The sequence below is a fragment of the Citrobacter portucalensis genome (genome assembly GCF_023374935.1).
GTDB classification, from domain to species: domain Bacteria; phylum Pseudomonadota; class Gammaproteobacteria; order Enterobacterales; family Enterobacteriaceae; genus Citrobacter; species Citrobacter portucalensis.
This window is the reverse complement of the sequence record NZ_CP092466.1, coordinates 3,496,984-3,518,531: the sequence shown is the minus strand read 5'-3', so window position 1 is coordinate 3,518,531 and position 21,548 is coordinate 3,496,984. Positions and strand designations below refer to the sequence as shown.

Here is a 21,548-nt window from a genome sequence, read left to right as displayed (position 1 = left end):
AGGAAGGATGAAAACAGTACTCATCACGGGATTTGAACCCTTTGGCGGCGAGTCAGTTAACCCTTCCTGGGAAGTGGTCTCGAGCCTCGACAATGCTATTATCGGCGGATGCCGTGTTATTGCCCGCCAACTACCGTGTGTCTTTGGCGAGTCTCTCGCTGTACTCAACGCCGCGATTGACGCGTTGTCGCCATCACTGGTGCTGGCGGTGGGGCAGGCGGGTGGTCGTACGGATATCACCGTGGAACGCGTGGCGATTAACGTTGACGATGCGCGTATTGCGGATAATCAGGGGCAACAGCCGGTCGATGTGCCGATTGTGGTCGATGGCCCGGCGGCATGGTTTAGTACGTTGCCGATTAAAGCGATGGTTGTCGCCATGCGCAACGCGGGAATTCCGGCCTCGGTTTCCCAGACTGCGGGTACTTTCGTGTGTAACCACGTGATGTATGGCCTGCTGCATAAACTACGCGACGTACCGGCGGTGAAGGGCGGCTTTATTCATATCCCTTATTTGCCGCAACAGGCTGCACAGCATCCCGGGGCGCCAAGTATGGCGACAGAAACGGTGCGCCGTGCGCTGGAGATTGCGATTGCCACCGCCTTACAGGTGGAAAGCGATATCGCAGTGACGGGCGGCGCAACACATTAACAAAGGACAGTATTATGCCTGAAGGCCCGGAGATTCGCCGCGCGGCGGATAACCTGGAGGCGGCAGTCAAAGGCAAACCCCTGACGGATGTCTGGTTTGCCTTTGAGCAGTTAAAACCGTATCAATCTCAACTAATTGGGCAACGTGTTACCCAGCTTGAAACGCGGGGGAAAGCATTACTGACCCATTTTTCTAATGGCCTGACGCTGTACAGTCACAATCAGCTCTATGGCGTGTGGCGAGTGGTGGATACCGGCAAAATTCCGCAAACTTCGCGGGTACTGCGTGTCAGGCTGCAGACACACGACAAAACTATCCTGCTCTATAGCGCGTCTGATATCGAAATGCTAACGCCAGAACAGCTCTCCACCCATCCGTTCCTGCAACGGGTAGGGCCGGATGTGCTGGATTTACGTTTAACGCCCGATGAGGTTAAAGCGCGTCTGTTATCTCCGCGTTTTCGCAATCGCCAGTTTTCTGGTCTGCTACTGGACCAGGCATTTCTGGCGGGATTAGGTAACTACCTGCGGGTAGAGATCCTCTGGCAGGTTGGGTTGACCGGGCAGCATAAAGCGTCGCAGCTTAGTGATGAGCAACTGGATAAACTGGCACATGCGCTGCTTGATATTCCGCGGCTGTCTTATACTACCCGCGGCCTGGTCGATGAGAATAAACATCACGGTGCGTTGTTTCGCTTTAAGGTCTTTCATCGGGATGGCGAAACCTGTGAGCGTTGTGGTGGAATAATCGAGAAAACGATGCTCTCTTCGCGCCCCTTTTACTGGTGCCCGGGTTGTCAGCACTAAGCGGGTTGTTTTGGTGCGTGCACCGAAATAAACCGCGCGACTGCGGGGCCAGTTAACAAAATGCTGAACAGTCGCAGGGTTTGCATCGCCATGATGAGCGCCATATCAGCGTGGCTTCCTGCGGCGATCACCGCAACAGAATCCACGCCTCCAGGACTGGTTGCCAGATAGGCAGTGAGAAAGTCGATCTGCATGTAATGCGCCAGTCCCCAGGCCATGGCTGCGCAGATCGCCATCAGTGAAAAAATGGACAACAGGATCTGTGGCAGTGGTCGTAATGCCATCAAAAAGATCTGCTTGTCAAAGCCAAGACCGATTTGCCAGCCAATTGACATGTAGGCTATAGCCAGTAGCCATTCCGGCAGTTCAATCACCATCACTCCGCTTGCATTCAGCATGGCACCCACCAGCATTGGCAATAGCATAACGCCAGAGGGAATACGCAGTAGGCGTCCAGCCGTGCCGGCAACGGCGGCCAGTATCAGAGTGCTGAAAAGATTGCCGCTTAGCGGCGGAAACCAGATGATTTGTTCACTGATTGTTTGGGCCTGGTCGCCCATCACCAGCCGGGTGACCAGCGCCGCCGCGCCGACCACCAACAGTACGCGCAGATACTGCATAAACGCCACCAGCCGGATGTCGGCGCCATAATCCTGGGCCATTGCGACCATTGCCGCTGCACCGCCTGGTGACGAGCCCCACGCACCGGTATTCCCCGGTAGATTACTATAGCGAACCAGCAGCCAGCCGATTATCGCGCTGCTGATAAGGGTTGCCAGCAGGATAACAATCACCATCGGCCAGTGGGCTGCAAGGGTTGTAAAGATTGAACCAGTCAGATTTTGGGCAATCATACAGCCGAGAATCGCCTGTGCGCCAAGAAATGTGCAGCGAGGAGGGTGCAGCGAGATGCCGCGCATACTGAAGATGATGCCGACGATCATCGAACCGAGCAGCAAGGGGCCTGGAAGATGGATAAACAGAAAGAGCAGGGAAAGAAGGAGCGATAGCACAAACAACAGGCTCCACTGCAAAACAGGCATCCCATGCTCCTGAGTAAAATGTGAGAAATCTCAGTAAATCATAGAGAAAGCACGATAAGAATAAAATAATGTGGATCAAATAAAAACAGGCCGGACATAGGCATCACTGCTTTATCCGGCCTGGGAGCGTTTATAACTTTAAGCCGGACAAGCGCTAGCGCCATCCGGCAGACAATTAACGCTTAATATCAGACTTAAAATCGCGCTTGTCGTAGCCGGTGTACAGCTGACGAGGACGGGCGATTTTCATGCCGTCGGTGTGCATTTCGTTCCAGTGTGCAATCCAGCCAACGGTACGTGCCATGGCGAAGATAACGGTGAACATGGAGGACGGAATACCCATCGCTTTCAGGATGATGCCGGAGTAGAAGTCTACGTTCGGGTAGAGTTTCTTCTCGATGAAGTACGGGTCGTTGAGCGCAATGTGCTCAAGTTCCATCGCCACTTCCAGCAGATCATCTTTGGTGCCCAGTTCTTTCAGTACTTCATGGCAGGTTTCACGCATGACGGTAGCGCGCGGGTCATAGTTTTTATAAACACGGTGACCAAAGCCCATCAGGCGGAAGGAATCATTCTTATCTTTCGCGCGGCGAACAAATTCCGGAATGTGTTTAACAGAGCTGATTTCTTCCAGCATTTTCAGCGCAGCTTCGTTTGCGCCGCCGTGTGCCGGTCCCCACAGGGAAGCGATACCAGCCGCGATGCAGGCAAACGGGTTAGCGCCAGAAGAGCCCGCGGTACGTACGGTAGAGGTTGAGGCGTTCTGTTCGTGGTCAGCGTGCAGGATTAAGATACGGTCCATTGCGCGTTCCAGAATCGGATTCACTTCGTATTTTTCGCACGGCGTAGAGAACATCATGTTCAGGAAGTTACCGGCGTAGGAGAGATCGTTACGTGGGTACACGAACGGCTGCCCGATGGAATATTTGTAGCACATCGCTGCCATGGTTGGCATTTTGGACAGCAGGCGGAAGGCGGCGATTTCACGGTGGCGTGCGTTGTTTACATCCAGCGAGTCATGATAGAACGCTGCCAGCGCTCCGGTAACACCGCACATAACGGCCATCGGGTGAGAGTCGCGGCGGAAACCGTGGAACAGACGGGTGATCTGCTCGTGGATCATGGTATGGCGAGTGACTGTGGTTTTGAACTCGTCGTACTCTTCCTGCGTCGGTTTTTCGCCGTACAGCAGGATATAACACACTTCCAGATAGTTGGACTCGGTCGCCAGTTGGTCAATCGGGAAGCCGCGATGCAGCAAAATACCTTCGTCACCGTCGATGAAAGTAATTTTGGATTCGCAGGATGCGGTAGAGGTGAAACCTGGGTCAAAAGTAAACATCCCTTTTGAGCCGAGGCTACGAATATCAATAACATCTTGACCGAGCGTACCTTTCAGCACATCCAGTTCAATAGCAGCGTCACCATTTAGAGTGAGTTTTGCTTTAGTATCAGCCATTTACGGTCTCCTTAGCGCCTTATTGCTTAAGACTGCCGGAACTTAAATTTGCCTTCGTGCATCAATAAACCGTTACCAGTTTGTTATTTGGCTCGCCGCTCTGCGAAAGAGGGGATGACCTGGGTACAGAGCTATGGGCGCTTGCAGGTAAAACGGTCTTTTCATGGCGAATAAACTGCAAATCAAGAACTTAGCAATCCGAATTATTTAACCTGTCTATCACTAATAACTGTCCTGAAGGTATTGGTCAATACTTCCACACTGTTACATAACTAAATCTCCGGTGAAAGAGTGACCCCATAACTTTTACGCATTATATGCTTTTTCTGGTGTCGTTTGTAACAACTTTGTTTAATGATTGTCAAATCAGATGATTAAAAATTAAAATAATGTTGTTATCGTGACCTATGTCACTGTTCGGGATAAAACCCGACAAACTATATGTAGGTTAATTGTAATGATTTTGTGAACGTCCTATACTGCCGCCAGGTCTCCGGAATACCCTGCAATCCCGAGCCAACCAGCGTTGTAACGTGTCGTTTTAGCATCTGGAAGCAGTGTTTTATATGACGCGTAGTTATAGTAAGGACGCTGTCTGACCCGCACGCAGACCGGAGGAAGGAAATCCCGTCGTCTTTCAGGCTACAGGTGTCTTCATCTTCTGTACCCGAAGTCTAAAGGGAATAATAAGAACAGCATGTGGGCGTTATTCATGATAAGAAATGTGAAAAAACAAAGACCTGTCAATCTGGATCTGCAAACGATCCGGTTCCCAATCACGGCGATAGCGTCCATTCTCCATCGCGTATCCGGAGTGATCACCTTTGTGGCGGTCGGGATTCTGTTGTGGTTATTGGGTACCAGCCTTTCCTCCCCTGAAGGTTTCCTCACCGCGTCATCCATTATGAATAACTTCTTTGTGGAGTTAATTCTGTGGGGGATCCTGATTGCGCTGGCATATCACGCCGTAATGGGCATTCGCCATCTGTTGATGGATTTTGGCTATATCGAAGAAACCCTCGAAGCAGGGACACGCTCCGCCAAAATTTGTTTCGTTATCATTGTCGTGCTTTCACTTCTCGCAGGAGTCCTCGTATGGTAAGCAACGCCTCCGCATTAGGACGCAACGGCGTACATGACTTCATTCTGGTCCGTGCTACCGCTATCGTTCTGACGTTATACATCATCTATATGGTCGGTTTCTTCGCCACCAGCGGCGAGCTGACGTATGAAGTCTGGACCGGTTTCTTCTCATCGGCATTCACCAAAGTCTTCACCCTGCTGGCACTTTTCTCCATCTTGATTCATGCCTGGATCGGCATGTGGCAGGTGTTGACCGACTACGTTAAACCTCTGGCTGTGCGCCTGATTCTGCAACTGGCTATCGTTGTTGCGCTGGTGGTTTACGTCATTTATGGATTTGTTGTGGTGTGGGGTGTGTAATGAAACTGCCAGTCAGAGAATTTGATGCTGTTGTGATTGGTGCCGGCGGCGCAGGTATGCGCGCGGCGCTGCAAATTTCCCAGAGCGGTCAGACCTGTGCGCTGCTCTCCAAAGTGTTCCCAACCCGTTCCCATACCGTATCCGCGCAGGGTGGCATCACCGTTGCGCTCGGTAATACCCATGAAGATAACTGGGAATGGCACATGTACGACACCGTTAAAGGGTCGGACTACATTGGTGACCAGGACGCTATTGAATATATGTGTAAAACCGGTCCGGAAGCGATTCTGGAGCTGGACCACATGGGGCTGCCGTTCTCTCGCCTCGACAATGGCACAATTTATCAACGTCCGTTTGGCGGCCAGTCGAAGAACTTCGGCGGCGAGCAGGCGGCACGTACTGCGGCAGCGGCCGACCGTACCGGTCATGCACTATTGCACACGCTGTATCAGCAGAACCTGAAAAACCATACCACCATCTTCTCCGAGTGGTATGCGCTGGACCTGGTGAAAAACGCCGATGGCGCCGTTGTCGGTTGTACCGCGCTGTGTATCGAAACCGGTGAAGTGGTTTACTTCAAAGCCCGTGCGACCGTGCTGGCGACCGGTGGTGCTGGCCGTATTTATCAGTCCACTACTAATGCCCACATCAATACCGGTGACGGTGTTGGTATGGCTATCCGCGCTGGCGTGCCGGTGCAGGATATGGAGATGTGGCAGTTCCACCCAACGGGTATCGCCGGTGCAGGCGTTCTGGTAACAGAAGGCTGCCGTGGTGAAGGTGGCTACCTGCTGAACAAACATGGCGAGCGCTTCATGGAGCGTTATGCCCCGAATGCGAAAGACCTGGCGGGTCGTGACGTGGTGGCGCGTTCCATCATGATCGAAATTCGCGAAGGTCGCGGCTGCGACGGCCCGTGGGGTCCGCACGCCAAACTGAAACTCGACCACCTGGGTAAAGAAGTACTGGAATCCCGTCTGCCGGGTATTCTCGAACTGTCCCGTACCTTTGCTCACGTTGACCCGGTCAAAGAGCCGATTCCGGTTATCCCAACCTGCCACTATATGATGGGCGGTATTCCGACCAAAGTAACCGGTCAGGCGCTGACCGTGAATGAGCAGGGCGAAGATGTGGTGATCCCTGGGCTGTTTGCCGTCGGCGAAATCGCCTGCGTATCGGTTCACGGCGCCAACCGTCTGGGCGGCAACTCGCTGCTGGACCTGGTCGTATTTGGTCGTGCGGTTGGTCTGCATCTGCAGGAATCAATCGCCGAGCAGGGTGACCTGCTGGATGCGACCGAAGATGAAATCGACGCTTCTCTGGCGCGTCTGAACCGCTGGAACGGTAACCGTAACGGTGAAGACCCGGTGGCGATTCGCAAAGCGCTGCAAGAATGTATGCAGCATAACTTCTCGGTATTCCGCGAAGGCGATGCGATGGCGAAAGGTCTGGAAGAGCTGAAAGCGATCCGCGAACGCCTGAAAAATGCCCGTCTGGACGATACCTCCAGCGAGTTCAACACCCAGCGCGTTGAGTGTCTGGAGTTGGATAACCTGATGGAGACCGCGTACGCCACTGCAGTATCTGCAAACTTCCGTACCGAAAGCCGTGGTGCGCATAGCCGCTTCGACTTCCCGGAACGTGATGATGAAAACTGGCTGTGCCATTCCCTGTACCTGCCAGAGTCGGAATCCATGACGCGACGTCAAGTCAATATGGAACCGAAGCTGCGCCCGGCATTCCCGCCGAAGATTCGTACTTATTAATGCGGAGACAGGACAATGAAACTCGAGTTTTCAGTTTATCGCTATAACCCGGATGTTGACGACGCTCCGCGCATGCAGGATTACACCCTGGAGGCGGAAGAAGGGCGTGACATGATGCTGCTGGATGCCTTGATGCAGCTGAAAGAAAAAGATCCGTCGCTGTCGTTTCGTCGCTCCTGCCGTGAAGGGGTTTGTGGCTCCGACGGTCTGAACATGAACGGCAAAAATGGACTGGCCTGTATCACTCCTATTTCCGCACTGAATCAGCCGGGCAAAAAAATTGTCATTCGCCCGCTGCCGGGTTTACCGGTTGTGCGCGATTTGGTGGTAGACATGGGGCAATTCTACGCACAGTATGAGAAGATTAAGCCTTACTTGTTGAATAATGGGAAAAATCCGCCAGCTCGTGAGCATTTACAAATGCCAGAGCAGCGTGAGAAGCTCGATGGGCTGTATGAATGTATTTTGTGTGCATGCTGCTCAACGTCCTGCCCATCATTCTGGTGGAACCCGGACAAGTTCATCGGTCCGGCTGGTCTGCTGGCCGCGTATCGCTTCCTGATCGACAGCCGCGATACCGAGACCGACAGCCGCCTGGAAGGTTTAAGTGACGCTTTCAGCGTATTCCGCTGTCACAGCATCATGAACTGCGTCAGCGTATGTCCTAAGGGGCTGAACCCGACACGTGCTATCGGCCATATTAAGTCGATGCTGCTCAAGCGTAGTGCGTAAGTTGTTGTAGTGGTTGCCGGATGGCGACGTAAACGTCTTATCCGGCCTACAGGTACAATCCCGTAGGCCTGATTAGCGAAGCGCCATCAGGCAATATAAGTGCAGGAAACCTCTAAAAACTGCCACATTATTAGACAGTTTTTAAAGGTTCCTTAGCGGACGCAGATGACACGACAGTCCGCAACAAGTGAACCCCGGCACGCACATCGGTGTGCGTGGTAGTATCCACGGCGAAGTAAGCATACAAATGCTTAAGGGATCACGATGCAGAACAGCGCTTTGAAAGCCTGGTTGGACTCTTCTTACCTCTCTGGTTCTAACCAGAGCTGGATAGAACAGCTCTATGAAGACTTCTTAACCGACCCTGACTCGGTAGATGCTAACTGGCGTTCGACGTTCCAGCAGTTACCTGGTACCGGAGTCAAACCGGATCAACTTCACTCAAAAACACGTGATTATTTCCGTCGACAGGCGTTGATTACCCCACGTTACTCTTCTTCTATTTCCGACCCTGATGCCAATGTGAAGCAGGTTAAAGTCCTGCAGCTCATTAACGCCTACCGTTTCCGCGGTCATCAGCATGCGAATCTTGATCCGCTGGGACTGTGGCAGCAAGAAAATGTGGCCGATCTGGACCCGTCTTTCCACGATCTGACCGATGCGGATTTCCAGGAAAGCTTTAACGTAGGTTCTTTTGCCGGCGGCAAAGACACGATGAAGCTGAGTGACCTGGTTGTTGCGCTGAAACAAACCTACTGCGGCCCAATTGGCGCCGAGTATATGCACATCACCAGCACCGAAGAAAAACGCTGGCTTCAACAGCGTATCGAGTCTGGCCGTGCCGCATTCAGTAGCGAAGAGAAAAAACGCTTCCTTAGCGAACTGACTGCAGCAGAAGGTCTGGAACGCTACCTGGGCGCGAAATTCCCGGGTGCAAAACGCTTCTCGCTGGAAGGCGGTGATGCGTTAATCCCAATGCTCAAAGAGATGATCCGCCACGCCGGTAACAGCGGTACCCGTGAAGTGGTACTGGGCATGGCGCACCGTGGTCGTCTGAACGTTCTGGTTAACGTACTGGGCAAACGCCCGCAGGAACTGTTCGACGAATTTGCGGGCAAACATAAAGAACACCTCGGCACCGGTGACGTGAAGTACCACATGGGCTTCTCGTCTGATATCGAAACCGAAGGCGGCCTGGTACACCTGGCGCTGGCGTTTAACCCGTCGCACCTGGAAATCGTTAGCCCGGTGGTTATCGGTTCCGTACGTGCACGTTTGGATCGTCTGGACGAGCCGAGCAGCAATAAAGTCCTGCCAATCACCATTCACGGTGATGCGGCAGTTACCGGGCAGGGCGTGGTTCAGGAAACCCTGAACATGTCGAAAGCGCGTGGTTACGAAGTGGGCGGTACCGTTCGCATCGTTATCAACAACCAGGTGGGCTTCACTACGTCTAACCCGCTGGATGCGCGTTCTACACCGTACTGTACCGACATCGGTAAGATGGTTCAGGCGCCGATTTTCCACGTGAACGCGGATGACCCGGAAGCGGTCGCTTTCGTGACGCGTCTGGCGCTGGATTTCCGTAATACCTTTAAACGCGATGTCTTCATCGATCTGGTGTGCTACCGCCGTCACGGCCACAACGAAGCCGACGAGCCGAGCGCAACCCAGCCGCTGATGTATCAGAAAATCAAAAAGCATCCGACCCCGCGCAAAATCTACGCTGATAAGCTGGAAGCGGACAAGGTCGCCACGCTGGAAGATGCGACCGAGATGGTCAATCTGTACCGTGACGCGCTGGATGCTGGCGAATGCGTAGTGAAAGAGTGGCGTCCAATGAACATGCACTCCTTCACCTGGTCGCCGTACCTCAACCACGAGTGGGATGAAAACTACCCGAACAAAGTTGAGATGAAGCGTCTGCAGGAGCTGGCAAAACGCATCAGCACTGTACCTGAAGCGGTTGAAATGCAGTCGCGTGTTGCCAAGATTTACGGCGACCGTCAGGCCATGGCCGCAGGCGAGAAGCTGTTTGACTGGGGTGGTGCAGAGAATCTGGCTTACGCCACGCTGGTTGACGAAGGCATTCCGGTCCGTCTGTCGGGTGAAGACTCCGGTCGCGGAACCTTCTTCCACCGTCACGCGGTGATTCATAACCAGGCGAACGGTTCAACCTACACGCCGCTGCAGCATGTGCATAACGGACAGGGCACCTTCCGCGTATGGGACTCCGTGCTGTCTGAAGAAGCCGTGCTGGCGTTCGAGTACGGTTATGCCACAGCAGAACCGCGCACGCTGACCATCTGGGAAGCACAGTTCGGTGACTTCGCTAACGGTGCACAGGTCGTTATCGACCAGTTCATCTCTTCCGGCGAGCAGAAATGGGGCCGTATGTGCGGTCTGGTTATGCTGCTGCCGCACGGCTATGAAGGTCAGGGTCCAGAGCACTCCTCCGCGCGTCTGGAACGTTATCTGCAACTTTGTGCTGAGCAAAACATGCAGGTTTGCGTCCCGTCTACCCCGGCGCAGGTTTACCACATGCTGCGTCGTCAGGCGCTGCGCGGTATGCGTCGTCCGCTGGTGGTGATGTCACCGAAGTCGCTGCTGCGTCATCCGCTGGCGGTGTCTACGCTGGACGAACTGGCAAATGGTACTTTCCTGCCAGCCATTGGCGAAGTAGATGAACTTGATCCTAAAGGCGTGAAGCGTGTAGTGATGTGTTCTGGTAAGGTTTATTACGACCTGCTGGAGCAACGCCGCAAGAACGACCAAAAAGATGTCGCCATTGTGCGCATCGAACAGCTCTATCCGTTCCCGCATAAAGCGGTGCAGGAAGCGCTGAAACCATTTGCTCATGTACATGATTTTGTCTGGTGCCAGGAAGAGCCGCTCAACCAGGGCGCATGGTACTGCAGCCAGCATCATTTCCGTGAAGTAATTCCATTTGGGTCAGCTCTGCGTTATGCAGGTCGCCCGGCCTCTGCCTCTCCGGCAGTAGGGTATATGTCCGTTCACCAGAAGCAGCAACAAGATCTGGTAAATGACGCGCTGAACGTCGATTAAATAAAGGATAAATAATGAGTAGCGTAGATATTCTTGTTCCCGACCTGCCTGAATCCGTAGCGGATGCAACGGTTGCAACCTGGCACAAAAAACCGGGCGATGCAGTACGTCGTGATGAAGTACTGGTAGAAATCGAAACTGACAAAGTGGTACTGGAAGTACCGGCATCAGCGGACGGTATTCTTGATGCGGTTCTGGAAGATGAAGGGACAACCGTCACTTCTCGCCAGATCCTCGGTCGCCTGCGTGAAGGCAACAGCACCGGTAAAGAAACCAGTGCTAAGTCTGAAGAGAAAGATTCTACTCCGGCACAGCGCCAGCAGGCGTCTCTTGCTGAGCAGAACAACGATGCCCTGAGCCCGGCGATCCGTCGCCTGCTGGGTGAGCATAACCTCGAAGCCAGCGCTATCAACGGCACCGGTGTCGGCGGTCGTATCACCCGTGAAGATGTTGAAAAACATCTGGCGAAAGCTCCGGCTGCGAAAGCCGAAGCAAAAGCGCCGGCTGCAGCACCTGCACCGCAGGCTCAACTGGGCGCGCGTGGCGAAAAACGTGTTCCGATGACCCGTCTGCGCAAACGCGTAGCCGAGCGTCTGCTGGAAGCGAAAAATTCCACCGCCATGCTGACCACGTTCAACGAAGTCAACATGAAGCCAATCATGGACCTGCGTAAGCAATACGGTGATGCGTTCGAGAAACGCCACGGTATCCGTCTGGGCTTTATGTCTTTCTACGTGAAAGCGGTTGTTGAAGCGCTGAAACGCTATCCGGAAGTGAACGCGTCCATCGACGGCGATGACGTGGTTTACCACAACTACTTTGATGTCAGCATGGCGGTCTCCACGCCGCGTGGCCTGGTCACGCCGGTCCTGCGTGATGTGGATCTGCTGGGTATGGCTGACATTGAGAAGAATATTAAAGAACTGGCAGTTAAAGGTCGCGACGGCAAGTTGACGGTCGAAGATCTGACGGGTGGTAACTTCACCATCACTAACGGTGGTGTGTTCGGTTCCCTGATGTCCACGCCGATCATCAACCCACCGCAGAGCGCCATCCTGGGTATGCATGCCATCAAAGATCGTCCGATGGCGGTAGACGGCAAGGTTGAAATCCTGCCGATGATGTATCTGGCGCTGTCTTATGACCACCGTCTGATCGATGGTCGTGAGTCAGTAGGCTTCCTGGTAACCATTAAAGAGTTGCTGGAAGATCCAACGCGTCTGCTGCTGGACGTGTAGTTAATAAGAGTATCACCTGCCCCGTAGGTCTGGACGCTTATCAGACCTACGGGTAAAAGATAACGATTACCTGAAGGATGGACAGAACACATGAACTTACATGAATATCAGGCAAAACAACTTTTTGCCCGCTATGGCTTACCGGCACCGGTGGGTTATGCCTGTACTACTCCGCGTGAAGCCGAAGAAGCTGCATCTAAAATCGGCGCTGGCCCGTGGGTAGTGAAATGTCAGGTTCACGCTGGTGGCCGTGGTAAAGCGGGCGGTGTGAAGGTGGTAAACAGCAAAGAAGACATTCGCGCTTTTGCTGAACACTGGCTGGGTAAACGTCTGGTCACTTACCAGACAGACGCTCATGGCCAACCGGTAAATCAGATTCTGGTTGAAGCCGCGACCGACATTGGTAAAGAACTTTACCTCGGCGCAGTTGTTGACCGTAGCTCCCGTCGCGTGGTCTTCATGGCCTCTACCGAAGGCGGCGTGGAAATCGAAAAAGTAGCGGAAGAAACCCCGCACCTGATCCACAAAGTGGCGCTCGATCCGCTGGCAGGCCCGATGCCTTACCAGGGTCGTGAGCTGGCGTTCAAACTGGGTCTGGAAGGTAAACAGGTTCAGCAGTTCACCAAGATCTTCATGGGTCTGGCGACTATCTTCCTGGAGCGCGATCTGGCGCTGATCGAAATCAACCCGCTGGTGGTGACCAAGCAGGGTGACCTGATCTGCCTCGACGGTAAACTGGGCGCTGACGGCAACGCACTGTTCCGCCAGGCTGATCTGCGCGAAATGCGCGACCAGTCTCAGGAAGATCCGCGTGAAGCGCAGGCTGCACAGTGGGAACTGAACTACGTCGCACTGGACGGTAACATCGGTTGTATGGTTAACGGTGCGGGCCTGGCAATGGGCACCATGGACATCGTTAAGCTGCACGGCGGCGAACCGGCTAACTTCCTCGACGTTGGCGGCGGTGCGACCAAAGAGCGTGTAACCGAAGCGTTCAAAATTATCCTCTCTGATGACAATGTTAAAGCCGTACTGGTTAACATCTTCGGCGGTATCGTACGTTGCGATCTGATCGCTGACGGTATCATCGGCGCGGTAGCAGAAGTAGGTGTAAACGTTCCGGTCGTGGTACGTCTGGAAGGTAACAACGCTGAACTCGGCGCGAAAAAACTGGCTGATAGCGGCCTGAATATTATTGCAGCGAAAAGTCTGACGGATGCAGCTCAGCAGGTTGTTGCCGCAGTGGAGGGGAAATAATGTCAGTTTTAATTAATAAAGATACCAAGGTTATCTGCCAGGGCTTCACCGGTAGCCAGGGGACATTCCACTCCGAACAAGCGATCGCTTACGGTACGCAAATGGTCGGTGGCGTTACGCCGGGCAAAGGCGGCACCACGCATCTGGGTCTGCCAGTGTTCAACACCGTACGTGAAGCGGTAGAAGCGACCGGCGCAACTGCCACCGTTATCTACGTTCCGGCGCCGTTCTGCAAAGATTCCATTCTGGAAGCAATCGATGCAGGCATCAAGCTTATCATCACCATCACCGAAGGTATCCCAACACTGGATATGCTGACCGTGAAAGTGAAGCTGGATGAAGCTGGCGTACGCATGATCGGCCCGAACTGCCCAGGCGTTATCACTCCGGGTGAATGTAAAATCGGTATCATGCCGGGCCACATTCACAAGCCGGGTAAAGTGGGTATCGTTTCCCGTTCAGGTACCCTGACCTATGAAGCGGTTAAGCAGACCACCGACTACGGTTTCGGCCAGTCTACCTGTGTGGGTATCGGCGGCGACCCGATCCCAGGCTCTAACTTCATCGACATCCTGAAGCTGTTCCAGGAAGATCCGCAGACTGAAGCGATCGTCATGATCGGTGAGATCGGCGGTAGCGCGGAAGAAGAAGCTGCTGCTTATATTAAAGATCATGTGACCAAGCCGGTTGTGGGTTACATCGCGGGTGTGACTGCGCCGAAAGGTAAGCGTATGGGTCACGCGGGTGCGATCATCGCGGGTGGTAAAGGTACAGCGGATGAGAAATTCGCTGCGCTGGAAGCCGCAGGCGTGAAAACTGTTCGTAGCCTGGCCGATATCGGCGAAGCGCTGAAAACCGTTATTAAGTAAGAAATAAAAAAACAGCCCTGACTCTCTGCATAGTCAAGGGCTGGTCCCGTTTCGACATGGTTGGCCATCTGATGATGGCCTTTTTTTTGCCGAGAATTTAGCGTTCAGCCAGCGTTTTCAACCAGCGAATTCCACTTTCCGGTGAGGTCATTACCGGCACCGGCGGGGAAGGGAGCTGTTGTAAAACGCGCGCCATCGAAGCCTGCGCCAGCATCACGACATCCGCCTGGGTAAAGGCGCTCTGTAACCCTTCACTGACGATACGGTCATGGGTATCCATATCTCCCGCCAGCAGCGCGTGGAATGCATCCTCCATTAATACAGGCGTAATGGTTCGTGATTTACCGCTTTGCTGAACTTTACGCTGGACGTAATCCAGCGTTGGCTTCAGCGTGGTTGCCACGGTTGCTAACACGGCGATCCGTTCGCCTTTTTCAATCGCCTCTTCCACCATCGCGCAGTCAATGCGCGCGAGCTGGAGTGGGGTCATAAACTGGCATTGCTCCACCGCAGTACCAATTGAAGAGCAGGCGGTAATAAAGATATCGCAGTCCGCCTTTTCAGCAATATGCACATAGTCGGCGATGCGGGCGGCAATATTTGGCGATACGCCTCCGGCTTTCATCACCTGTTTAATCATAGATTCTTCAACCAGGTGCATCACTTCGACCTCCGGCATGATGTCGGCGATCAGCTGTTGCATTATCGCAAGCGTGGCTGCACTGGTATGCAGCATGGCGACCTTTTTCATTGGGCAATCTCCTTAAGTAACGTTTCCGCGACGGACAGCGCCGCATCATGATCTTCCTGCGCGGATAAACCGCCCACCGCGACGGCTCCAAGGCATTTCCCCTGGTGCAGAATCGGGATCCCGCCCGGCAGCGCCGTAAAACGCGGATCGGCAAAATAGCTAATATCCAGCTGCTCTTTTTGCAGACGCTGTAAAAATGCCTGCGTGGTGCAGCCCAGGCGGCTGCTGGTGCGCGCTTTACGCTGGGTTAACTCGATGGTTAACAGTTTGGCGTTATCCATCCGCGCAAAGCTGAGCAGTTCTCCATTGGCATCGCATACGGCCACGCTTAACGGGCGATTTGCATAACGTGTTTCGGCGAGTTCGAGCGCATAGGTTACGGCGCGCAGGGCGTGTCCCAGAGTGAGAGTTGTCATCGTGATTATCCTTTCGACAGATTTTCGCAAGCAGGTTGAACGGGATCTTTGGCTGCTGCTACTTGCGCCTGTCTGGCGTCTTTTTTGCGCCAGTAGTTAGCGAGCAGCGAGCCGCTAACGTTACCCAGCGGTGTCATCACCGCTGATGCGAGTCCAACCGTTGCCAGTTTGCCCATCGCGGCGGCAAGCCCTGACGCCATACCGCCGTTTTGCAGGCCGACTTCAAAGGCCACGGTACGGGCAGACTGCACGTCCATGCGGAAGATCCAGCGGCTCATCAGATAACCAATCAGGAAGCCGCCGAGGTTATGCATCAACATGGCGAAGCAGAGCAGGAAACCGACCTGCACCAGGTTGTCGCGCCCGGCGGCGGCGGCGGTGGTGGTAAAGAAAATGATCCCCATCATTGAGATGGTTGGCATGACCTTCTTCACGCCCGCCACGCGGCCATACAGCCAGTTGTAGAACAATGCCCAAACGAGGCCGCCTGCTACGAAGTTGAGGACCACCGCGTACATCTGCGCTTCGGCGCTGGCATGACCAAACAGCGCGTCCCAGCCGCCGGCAATCATATACAGCAGCCAAATTGCGCCGATCCCGGCCAGCATCTGGACAACACGGCGTCCGCGCACGCCTGCATAGGTTTTCAGATAGTCATGCAGAATTGCTGCTCCGATGGGAATTAATACGATTTTCACCACGTCCATCACCATCGCGGTGAGCTGGATATCGATCATCGAACCCGCCAGCAGATTAACCCACAGTGGCGTCATTACCGTTGCCGCCAGCGTTGAGACTGCGGCGATTGACACCGCCAGCGCGAGGTTGGCGTTGGCGATGTAAACCATCACCGTCGACGAGAGACCGCTGGGGCAAGCGCCAATCAACAAAATGCCCACCGCCACTTCAGGCGGAAAATCAAAGATCAGGGTAATGCTCAGGCCGAGCAGGGGCATGATCACGAAATGGCAGAAGGTACCGATAAAAACTGCCCACGGCATTTTGGCGACATCAATAAAATCCTGGATCGTTAGCTTGGTGCCCATGCTGAACATGGTGGCCTGAATCACAAGGAACACGATCCATTTATGAGTGATATTGAAACCGCCCCAGACGATCAGATCCGTAGACCAGGTCATGGCGGCAACAAAACCAGCGATGATCCACAGCGTAAACTGATAGCTGCGTAAACCAGGCCAGTAGCCTGCACCGGCGGCGAATCCGACGGTGAACATCACCAGCCCCGGCTGCCACAGCGCCGTGGACTGGATGAGCGCGCCGATAATCGCCAGCACCACGCCCGCAACGCTGACGCCGAGTCCGGTTTTGTGAATAACAGTGGTCATAGTCATGTTGAAATGTCCTTGCTGTTGTTATTGCTGCCGGGGTGGAATAGATAACATGCGCCGCGCAATTTCCGGCGTAGCAACTTTTTTATCCATACTGCGAATGAGCGTAGCGAGTTTGGCTACCTGCTGATAATTATGCTGCGCTTTTTCTTCGGCGCTTAAATAATAACTATCTTCATAGCCGATTCGCACTTCACTGGCACCCATAGCGACCGCGGCAGCGATAATATCGAAATTCCTTCTGCCAAAATGAGTAATTCCCCATAAGGCGTCGCGTGGGATCATGCTACGCAGAGCAATTAATGCATCAACGGTTGCAGGCGTACTGCCGCGGTGACCGAGAACAATATTAAAGAGCATAGGTTTTTGAAATTTTATTTTATCTTCAAGGTTCAGGATGTTATTTATCATGCCGATTTCAAAAACTTCAAACTCTGGAATAATATTGCGTTCAGTTATTTGCCGTGAACAATATTCCACGTCCGGACCGGGATTAAAATACACCGCATCACCGAGGTTAACGGAACCGACGTTCAGCGAGGCCATCTCCACGCCGGGGCAGGCCAGTGGCGCGCAGCGCTCGGCGATGGACATCGAAGAGACGCCGCCGGTAGAAGCCTGAATAATCAGGTTTGAATGGCGCATAACGCGGTCAATTGTTGCCTGAAAGTCGGTAGTATCTGGCGTCAGGCGTCCCTGTTTATCGCGAACGTGTAAATGGACGATGGACGCGCCATGTTCTACGCTGGCGAGTATTTCCTGCGCCAGTTCTTCGGGTATAACTCTGGGGCAATCCGCGGCAACGGGTGCCAGCGAAATAATAACAGTATCCGACATTTTTTCCTCCGGTACAGAGATATTAAAATTATAGGTAAGGCGTTATCCAGCGTAATGATTCCGGCCCTGATGTTGATGGTTGATATTCACAGCCAATCCAGTCCTGGTAATTCATTTTTCTTATAAAATTAAATAGCCATGCTTCATTTAACTCCCCGGTTCCCGGTTCATGGCGATAAGGAACAGAAGCGATTTGAAAATGTTTAATAAGGGTAAAATAGCGTTCGATATTTTTTGCCACGTTGCCATGAGTTTTCTGACAGTGGTAAATATCAAACTGTAAGCCGATATTCTTCTTACCAACCTCGTGAATGATAGATTCAGCCAGCGGGAAACTGTCAATAAAATAACCGGGCATATCCTGCGAATTTAATGGTTCAATCAGTACATCGATTTCCGCGTCTGCCATCACATCGCAGGCGATGCGCAGTCGATTCGTCAGGAGGTCGCGCTGGGCGTGCAGCGTCAGGTCATTGCAGCGCAAGCCGGACATAACGTGAACCCGGCGACAACCCAGTGCCGTGGCGTAATCTCGCGCCACGTTCAGGCTGTGATGAAATTCCTGGTCTCGACCGGGCAATGCTGCGAGTCCCCGTTCACCCTGTGCCCAGTTGCCAGCCGGGGCGTTCATTAGCACCACCGGCAGAGAAGTTTCCCGCTGAGCGGCCCGCAAATGCTCCAGCGGGTGCTGCCAGAGAAACAGCCCTTCTACGCCGCGAAAACCGGCTGCTTTTGCCGCCTGAAATCGACCCGCTATCGGTAAATCAGTAAATAACCAGTCGAGGTTAGCCGCTAACTTCAGCATGGCGTGCACCCTCCCGGCCATCAACCAGATGCAGCTTAACGCCCTGGCTGACAATAGTCTGCTGCGCATTTTCCGGTAACCGGTTATCAGAAATAATGTCGGTTAACTGCTCCAGCCCACAGATGTGGAACATGCCGTATTTGCCAAATTTACTGCTGTCACAGACCAGCACCCGACGCCGGGAGACGGTAAGCACCGCTTCTTTGACCGAGGCTTTCCCTTCACTCGGCGTCGACATGCCGCGCTCGGTATCCCACGACGATGAACTGAGAAACGCCACATCAATATTAATGGTGCGCAGAAAACTGGCGGCGCTTTTGCCAAGACATGAGCGGTTACGCTGATCCACCAGACCGCCGGTGTGATAGAGCGTAATGTGTGGCATATCCATCAGATAGTGGCTGATGGAAAAATCGTTGGTGACTACCGTCAGATTGAAACAGTGGCTGGCGGCTACCGCTTTCGCCACTTCAAACAACGATGTTCCGGCATCCAGATACAGCGTTTGTCCGGGCTCAATGAGCATTGCGGCGAGCTGGCCCATTTTGCGCTTCACATCATGATTCAACTCGGCTTTTTCCCGCCACGGCAGTTCGGATTTCAGCAGGTTATTGAGCTTCACGCCGCCGTTAATGGCGATAACTTTGCCTTCTTCTTCCAGCAACTGAATGTCGCGACGTACGGTCATATGCGACACGCTCATTAGATCTGCCAGTTCATTAAATGAGGCGGCATTTTTTTCGTGCACGTAGCGGTAGATAAAATCACGTCGTTGCTCGGGGATCATCATGTCACCTCACGCTTGCCGGGAATGTTCAAGTTCGGCCACCGCCTCTTCTGAGAGCGGAACATAGCCGAGCGGTTTTAATGTCAGCCAGATGCGGGCGCTGTCTTCTAGTTCCTCGGCGTTAAATACCGCCTCACGCAGCGAGCAACCGCTTACTACCGGCCCGTGATTGGCCAGCAACGCAGCCGTATGATCTGCCGCGATTTCACTCAGTGCGCTGGCAATGCCTTCATGGCCGGGCTTGAAATAAGGCAGCAGCGGTAGCTGTCCGACGCGCATCACATAGTATGGCGTTAGTGGCGGTAGACAGTTTTCTGGTGTGGAGCAAGGCAGACAGGAGAGCGCGGTCAGCCATGGAGAATGCAGGTGCACAACCGCGCCGCAGGATGGCCGATGCCGATACCACGCCAAATGCATGGGCACCTCTTTTGACGGTTTGTCGCCGCTAAGATGCACGCCGTTGGCATCCAGCCTACTTAGCGTGGCAGGATCAAGCTCACCCAGGCAGGAGTTGGTCGGGGTCACCAGATAGCCGCCATCCGGCAATTTGACGCTGAGGTTGCCGGAGCCGCCGCTGCTGTAACCACGCATAAACAAGGAACGGCCATAGTGGACGAGTAGTTCGCGTAGTTGGTGTTCACTCACCGGATTCATAATGCGTACTCCTGGGCTGTAAAAAAGAAATCTTCGTCACCAAAGTTGCCTGACTTCAGCGCCAGCGCCAGACCGGAGGAAAATACCCACGGCACGCCAGGCGCAATGGCTTTGCCAACGGACAGACGCTTCACCTGCAGTGCCTCTACCACGGTGCCGGATGTTTCTCCGCCTGCGACGATAAAGGTGTTTACACCTGCAACTTGTAGCTTTGCGCTCAGTCGGGAAAAAGCGTGTTCGATCGCCTGGCTGGCAGTCTGTTCGCCGTACTCTTGTTGAATGCGTTGGAGTACGTCTGGCGGCTGGGTGGCGTATATCATCGGCGCGAATGGGTCGTTGATATGCGTCATCGCCCAGGCACACAGTTCATCAGTGTAGCGTTCTGTATCAGACAGGCAGCGGGCCACGTCGAGTACACGAGAGGCTGCTGCGGCCTTATAGAGATTGACCTGACGATTACTCATTGCAGAACAGCTACCGGAGAACACCACCGTTTTAGCGGGTAGTGGAAAAGCGTCCAGCGGCATGGTTTGCTGAGTTCCGGTGCAGGCGGCCAGTGCGCCACCGAGCCCGGAGCCCCCGGCTAACAGAGGGCTGGCATGGAGTGCCTGCGCCAGCGTGGTGAGATCTGCTTCATCCAGCGTATCGACGATAACGTGACGCATACCTTCAGCCTGAAGTTGGGCCAGAGCGTCAGTGACCGCTTCCACACCTTGACGCAGCGTCGTGAGGTTGATGCAACCAACCTTGCCTGGCGTTTGCGCGCTCAGCAGGCGTGGCAGGCTGGCATCGGTCATAGGATTAAGCGGATGCTTTTCCATCCCGGATTCGTTAAGCAGTACGCCGTTTACAAAAAGATGGCCATGCACCACCGTGCGCCCGTTTTGCGGCAGGGCGGGGCAGTGGACGATCACGGGTGTACGCAGGTCGTTCATCAACGCATCGCTGACCGGTCCAATATTGCCTGTTGGCGTGGAGTCGAACGTCGAACAATATTTAAAATAGATCTGGCGGACACCTGCCTTTTGTTTCAGCCAGCGGGCACAGGACAGAGATTGTGCGATGGCCTGTTCTGCGGGTAATGAGCGGCTTTTCAGCGAGATGACGATAGCGTCAACCTCTTCATTCCAGCATTGAGTGGTATCAGGCATTCCGGGCAGGAGTGCAACGCGCCACCCCTGCTGCGCCATAAAGCTTGCAATGTCCGTTGCGCCGGTGAAATCGTCGGCGATAACGCCTGTGGTGACGGCCATGGATCAACTCCGTTCAGATTGTTTGCTAATTGAACATATTATTCAGGAGGGCCTTTCACATTCACATGATGATTATCACAAATAAGCACATCATTGATTCACAGTAAAAATGAGTAATCTATTGAAAATAATGGATAAAGATGTTTGGTGTTGCGAAAAGAGTCTCACAAGAGAGTGTGAAGATTCGTTAATCTTTGAGAAAGCGAAGTCAGTAGTATGCAGCGGAGTATTATCGAGTTCGCTTTAACTCTCTTGCCAATTGATCATAATCATCTGCATAAATGAGATTATTTTTTGCGGTGAGCATCATTCTTTCTCTTGATTAATTTCTGCATATTACCGGCTTTAATTTCATTAATGCCGGA

At 53.5% G+C, this 21,548-nt stretch carries 20 protein-coding genes and 1 pseudogene; 10 read left to right on the top strand and 11 right to left on the bottom strand.

From position 1 onward, the window contains the following. Nucleotides 1–7 precede the first annotated feature (7 nt). Nucleotides 8–652, top strand: coding sequence for a pyroglutamyl-peptidase I (gene pcp / locus LY264_RS17165; RefSeq protein WP_003831398.1), 645 nt, complete (start codon nucleotides 8–10; stop codon nucleotides 650–652). A gap of 14 nt (nucleotides 653–666) precedes the next feature. Continuing rightward, nucleotides 667–1,458: an endonuclease VIII gene (gene nei, locus LY264_RS17160; protein WP_048214670.1), complete on the top strand. Its 792-nt coding sequence runs from the start codon at nucleotides 667–669 to the stop codon at nucleotides 1,456–1,458. Here nei and LY264_RS17155 read toward each other — a convergent pair. The 3 genes and pseudogenes from LY264_RS17155 to LY264_RS17145 form a co-directional block, all read right to left on the bottom strand. Beyond that, nucleotides 1,455–2,501: an AbrB family transcriptional regulator gene (locus tag LY264_RS17155; protein WP_048226078.1), complete on the bottom strand. Its 1,047-nt coding sequence runs from the start codon at nucleotides 2,499–2,501 to the stop codon at nucleotides 1,455–1,457. The genes nei and LY264_RS17155 overlap by 4 nt on opposite strands. Nucleotides 2,502–2,676: 175 nt before the next feature. Further along, nucleotides 2,677–3,960, bottom strand: a complete 1,284-nt coding sequence (locus LY264_RS17150) for a citrate synthase (RefSeq protein ID WP_008784136.1) — start codon at nucleotides 3,958–3,960, stop codon at nucleotides 2,677–2,679. 203 nt (nucleotides 3,961–4,163) lie between these two features. Beyond that, nucleotides 4,164–4,274 (bottom strand): annotated as a pseudogene (locus LY264_RS17145) (hypothetical protein). Nucleotides 4,275–4,657: 383 nt separating this feature from the next. On the opposite strand from LY264_RS17145, the gene sdhC reads away from it, so the two are divergent. The 8 genes from sdhC to sucD all read left to right on the top strand — a co-directional run bounded on the left by sdhC (nucleotide 4,658) and on the right by sucD (nucleotide 14,331). Continuing rightward, nucleotides 4,658–5,062: a succinate dehydrogenase cytochrome b556 subunit gene (gene sdhC / locus LY264_RS17140; protein ID WP_003831406.1), complete on the top strand. Its 405-nt coding sequence runs from the start codon at nucleotides 4,658–4,660 to the stop codon at nucleotides 5,060–5,062. Then, nucleotides 5,056–5,403 carry a succinate dehydrogenase membrane anchor subunit gene (gene sdhD / locus LY264_RS17135; RefSeq protein WP_003831408.1) on the top strand — a complete coding sequence of 116 codons (348 nt, stop codon included), beginning with the start codon at nucleotides 5,056–5,058 and terminating at the stop codon, nucleotides 5,401–5,403. Before sdhC ends, sdhD begins: the two co-directional genes overlap by 7 nt. Next, nucleotides 5,403–7,169 (top strand): succinate dehydrogenase flavoprotein subunit, encoded by a 1,767-nt coding sequence (gene sdhA / locus LY264_RS17130; RefSeq protein WP_003831409.1) that lies wholly within the window; start codon nucleotides 5,403–5,405, stop codon nucleotides 7,167–7,169. The genes sdhD and sdhA overlap by 1 nt, the downstream gene beginning before the upstream one ends. A 15-nt stretch (nucleotides 7,170–7,184) precedes the next feature. Next, on the top strand, nucleotides 7,185–7,901 hold the full coding sequence (gene sdhB / locus LY264_RS17125; RefSeq protein WP_003022921.1) for a succinate dehydrogenase iron-sulfur subunit SdhB: 717 nt from the start codon (nucleotides 7,185–7,187) through the stop codon (nucleotides 7,899–7,901). 264 nt (nucleotides 7,902–8,165) lie between these two features. Further along, nucleotides 8,166–10,967 carry a 2-oxoglutarate dehydrogenase E1 component gene (gene sucA, locus LY264_RS17120; protein ID WP_003831411.1) on the top strand — a complete coding sequence of 934 codons (2,802 nt, stop codon included), beginning with the start codon at nucleotides 8,166–8,168 and terminating at the stop codon, nucleotides 10,965–10,967. A 14-nt stretch (nucleotides 10,968–10,981) separates the two neighbouring features. Further along, a complete protein-coding gene (odhB, locus tag LY264_RS17115) occupies nucleotides 10,982–12,205 on the top strand; it encodes a 2-oxoglutarate dehydrogenase complex dihydrolipoyllysine-residue succinyltransferase (protein WP_003022925.1) in 1,224 nt (407 codons plus the stop codon). A 90-nt stretch (nucleotides 12,206–12,295) separates the two neighbouring features. Beyond that, complete coding sequence (sucC, locus tag LY264_RS17110; protein WP_003022927.1) at nucleotides 12,296–13,462, top strand: ADP-forming succinate--CoA ligase subunit beta; 1,167 nt, start codon at nucleotides 12,296–12,298, stop codon at nucleotides 13,460–13,462. Continuing rightward, nucleotides 13,462–14,331 carry a succinate--CoA ligase subunit alpha gene (sucD, locus tag LY264_RS17105; RefSeq protein ID WP_003022929.1) on the top strand — a complete coding sequence of 290 codons (870 nt, stop codon included), beginning with the start codon at nucleotides 13,462–13,464 and terminating at the stop codon, nucleotides 14,329–14,331. The genes sucC and sucD overlap by 1 nt, the downstream gene beginning before the upstream one ends. A gap of 97 nt (nucleotides 14,332–14,428) precedes the next feature. Here the strand turns inward: sucD and LY264_RS17100 are convergent, their stop codons facing one another. The 8 genes from LY264_RS17100 to otnK are packed head-to-tail and all read right to left on the bottom strand — an operon-like array spanning nucleotide 14,429 to nucleotide 21,183. Further along, nucleotides 14,429–15,082: an aspartate/glutamate racemase family protein gene (locus LY264_RS17100; protein WP_048214664.1), complete on the bottom strand. Its 654-nt coding sequence runs from the start codon at nucleotides 15,080–15,082 to the stop codon at nucleotides 14,429–14,431. Then, complete coding sequence (locus LY264_RS17095) at nucleotides 15,079–15,498, bottom strand: GlcG/HbpS family heme-binding protein (protein WP_032942726.1); 420 nt, start codon at nucleotides 15,496–15,498, stop codon at nucleotides 15,079–15,081. Before LY264_RS17095 ends, LY264_RS17100 begins: the two co-directional genes overlap by 4 nt. Before the next feature lie 5 nt (nucleotides 15,499–15,503). Beyond that, the gene (locus LY264_RS17090; protein WP_020996543.1) at nucleotides 15,504–16,850 is read right to left on the bottom strand and encodes a bile acid:sodium symporter family protein; all 1,347 of its coding nucleotides are present in this window, start codon (nucleotides 16,848–16,850) and stop codon (nucleotides 15,504–15,506) included. A gap of 21 nt (nucleotides 16,851–16,871) precedes the next feature. Further along, entirely contained in the window at nucleotides 16,872–17,684 is an 813-nt protein-coding gene (locus LY264_RS17085) for a beta-keto acid cleavage family enzyme (protein WP_008784143.1), read from the bottom strand. Between the two features lie 28 nt (nucleotides 17,685–17,712). Further along, the gene (locus tag LY264_RS17080) at nucleotides 17,713–18,489 is read right to left on the bottom strand and encodes a hydroxypyruvate isomerase family protein (protein WP_020996542.1); all 777 of its coding nucleotides are present in this window, start codon (nucleotides 18,487–18,489) and stop codon (nucleotides 17,713–17,715) included. After that, on the bottom strand, nucleotides 18,470–19,279 hold the full coding sequence (locus LY264_RS17075; protein WP_008784145.1) for a DeoR/GlpR family DNA-binding transcription regulator: 810 nt from the start codon (nucleotides 19,277–19,279) through the stop codon (nucleotides 18,470–18,472). Before LY264_RS17075 ends, LY264_RS17080 begins: the two co-directional genes overlap by 20 nt. Before the next feature lie 6 nt (nucleotides 19,280–19,285). After that, on the bottom strand, nucleotides 19,286–19,930 hold the full coding sequence (gene otnC, locus LY264_RS17070) for a 3-oxo-tetronate 4-phosphate decarboxylase (protein WP_048226074.1): 645 nt from the start codon (nucleotides 19,928–19,930) through the stop codon (nucleotides 19,286–19,288). Next, nucleotides 19,927–21,183: a 3-oxo-tetronate kinase gene (otnK, locus tag LY264_RS17065; RefSeq protein ID WP_048226072.1), complete on the bottom strand. Its 1,257-nt coding sequence runs from the start codon at nucleotides 21,181–21,183 to the stop codon at nucleotides 19,927–19,929. Before otnK ends, otnC begins: the two co-directional genes overlap by 4 nt. Nucleotides 21,184–21,548 lie beyond the last annotated feature (365 nt).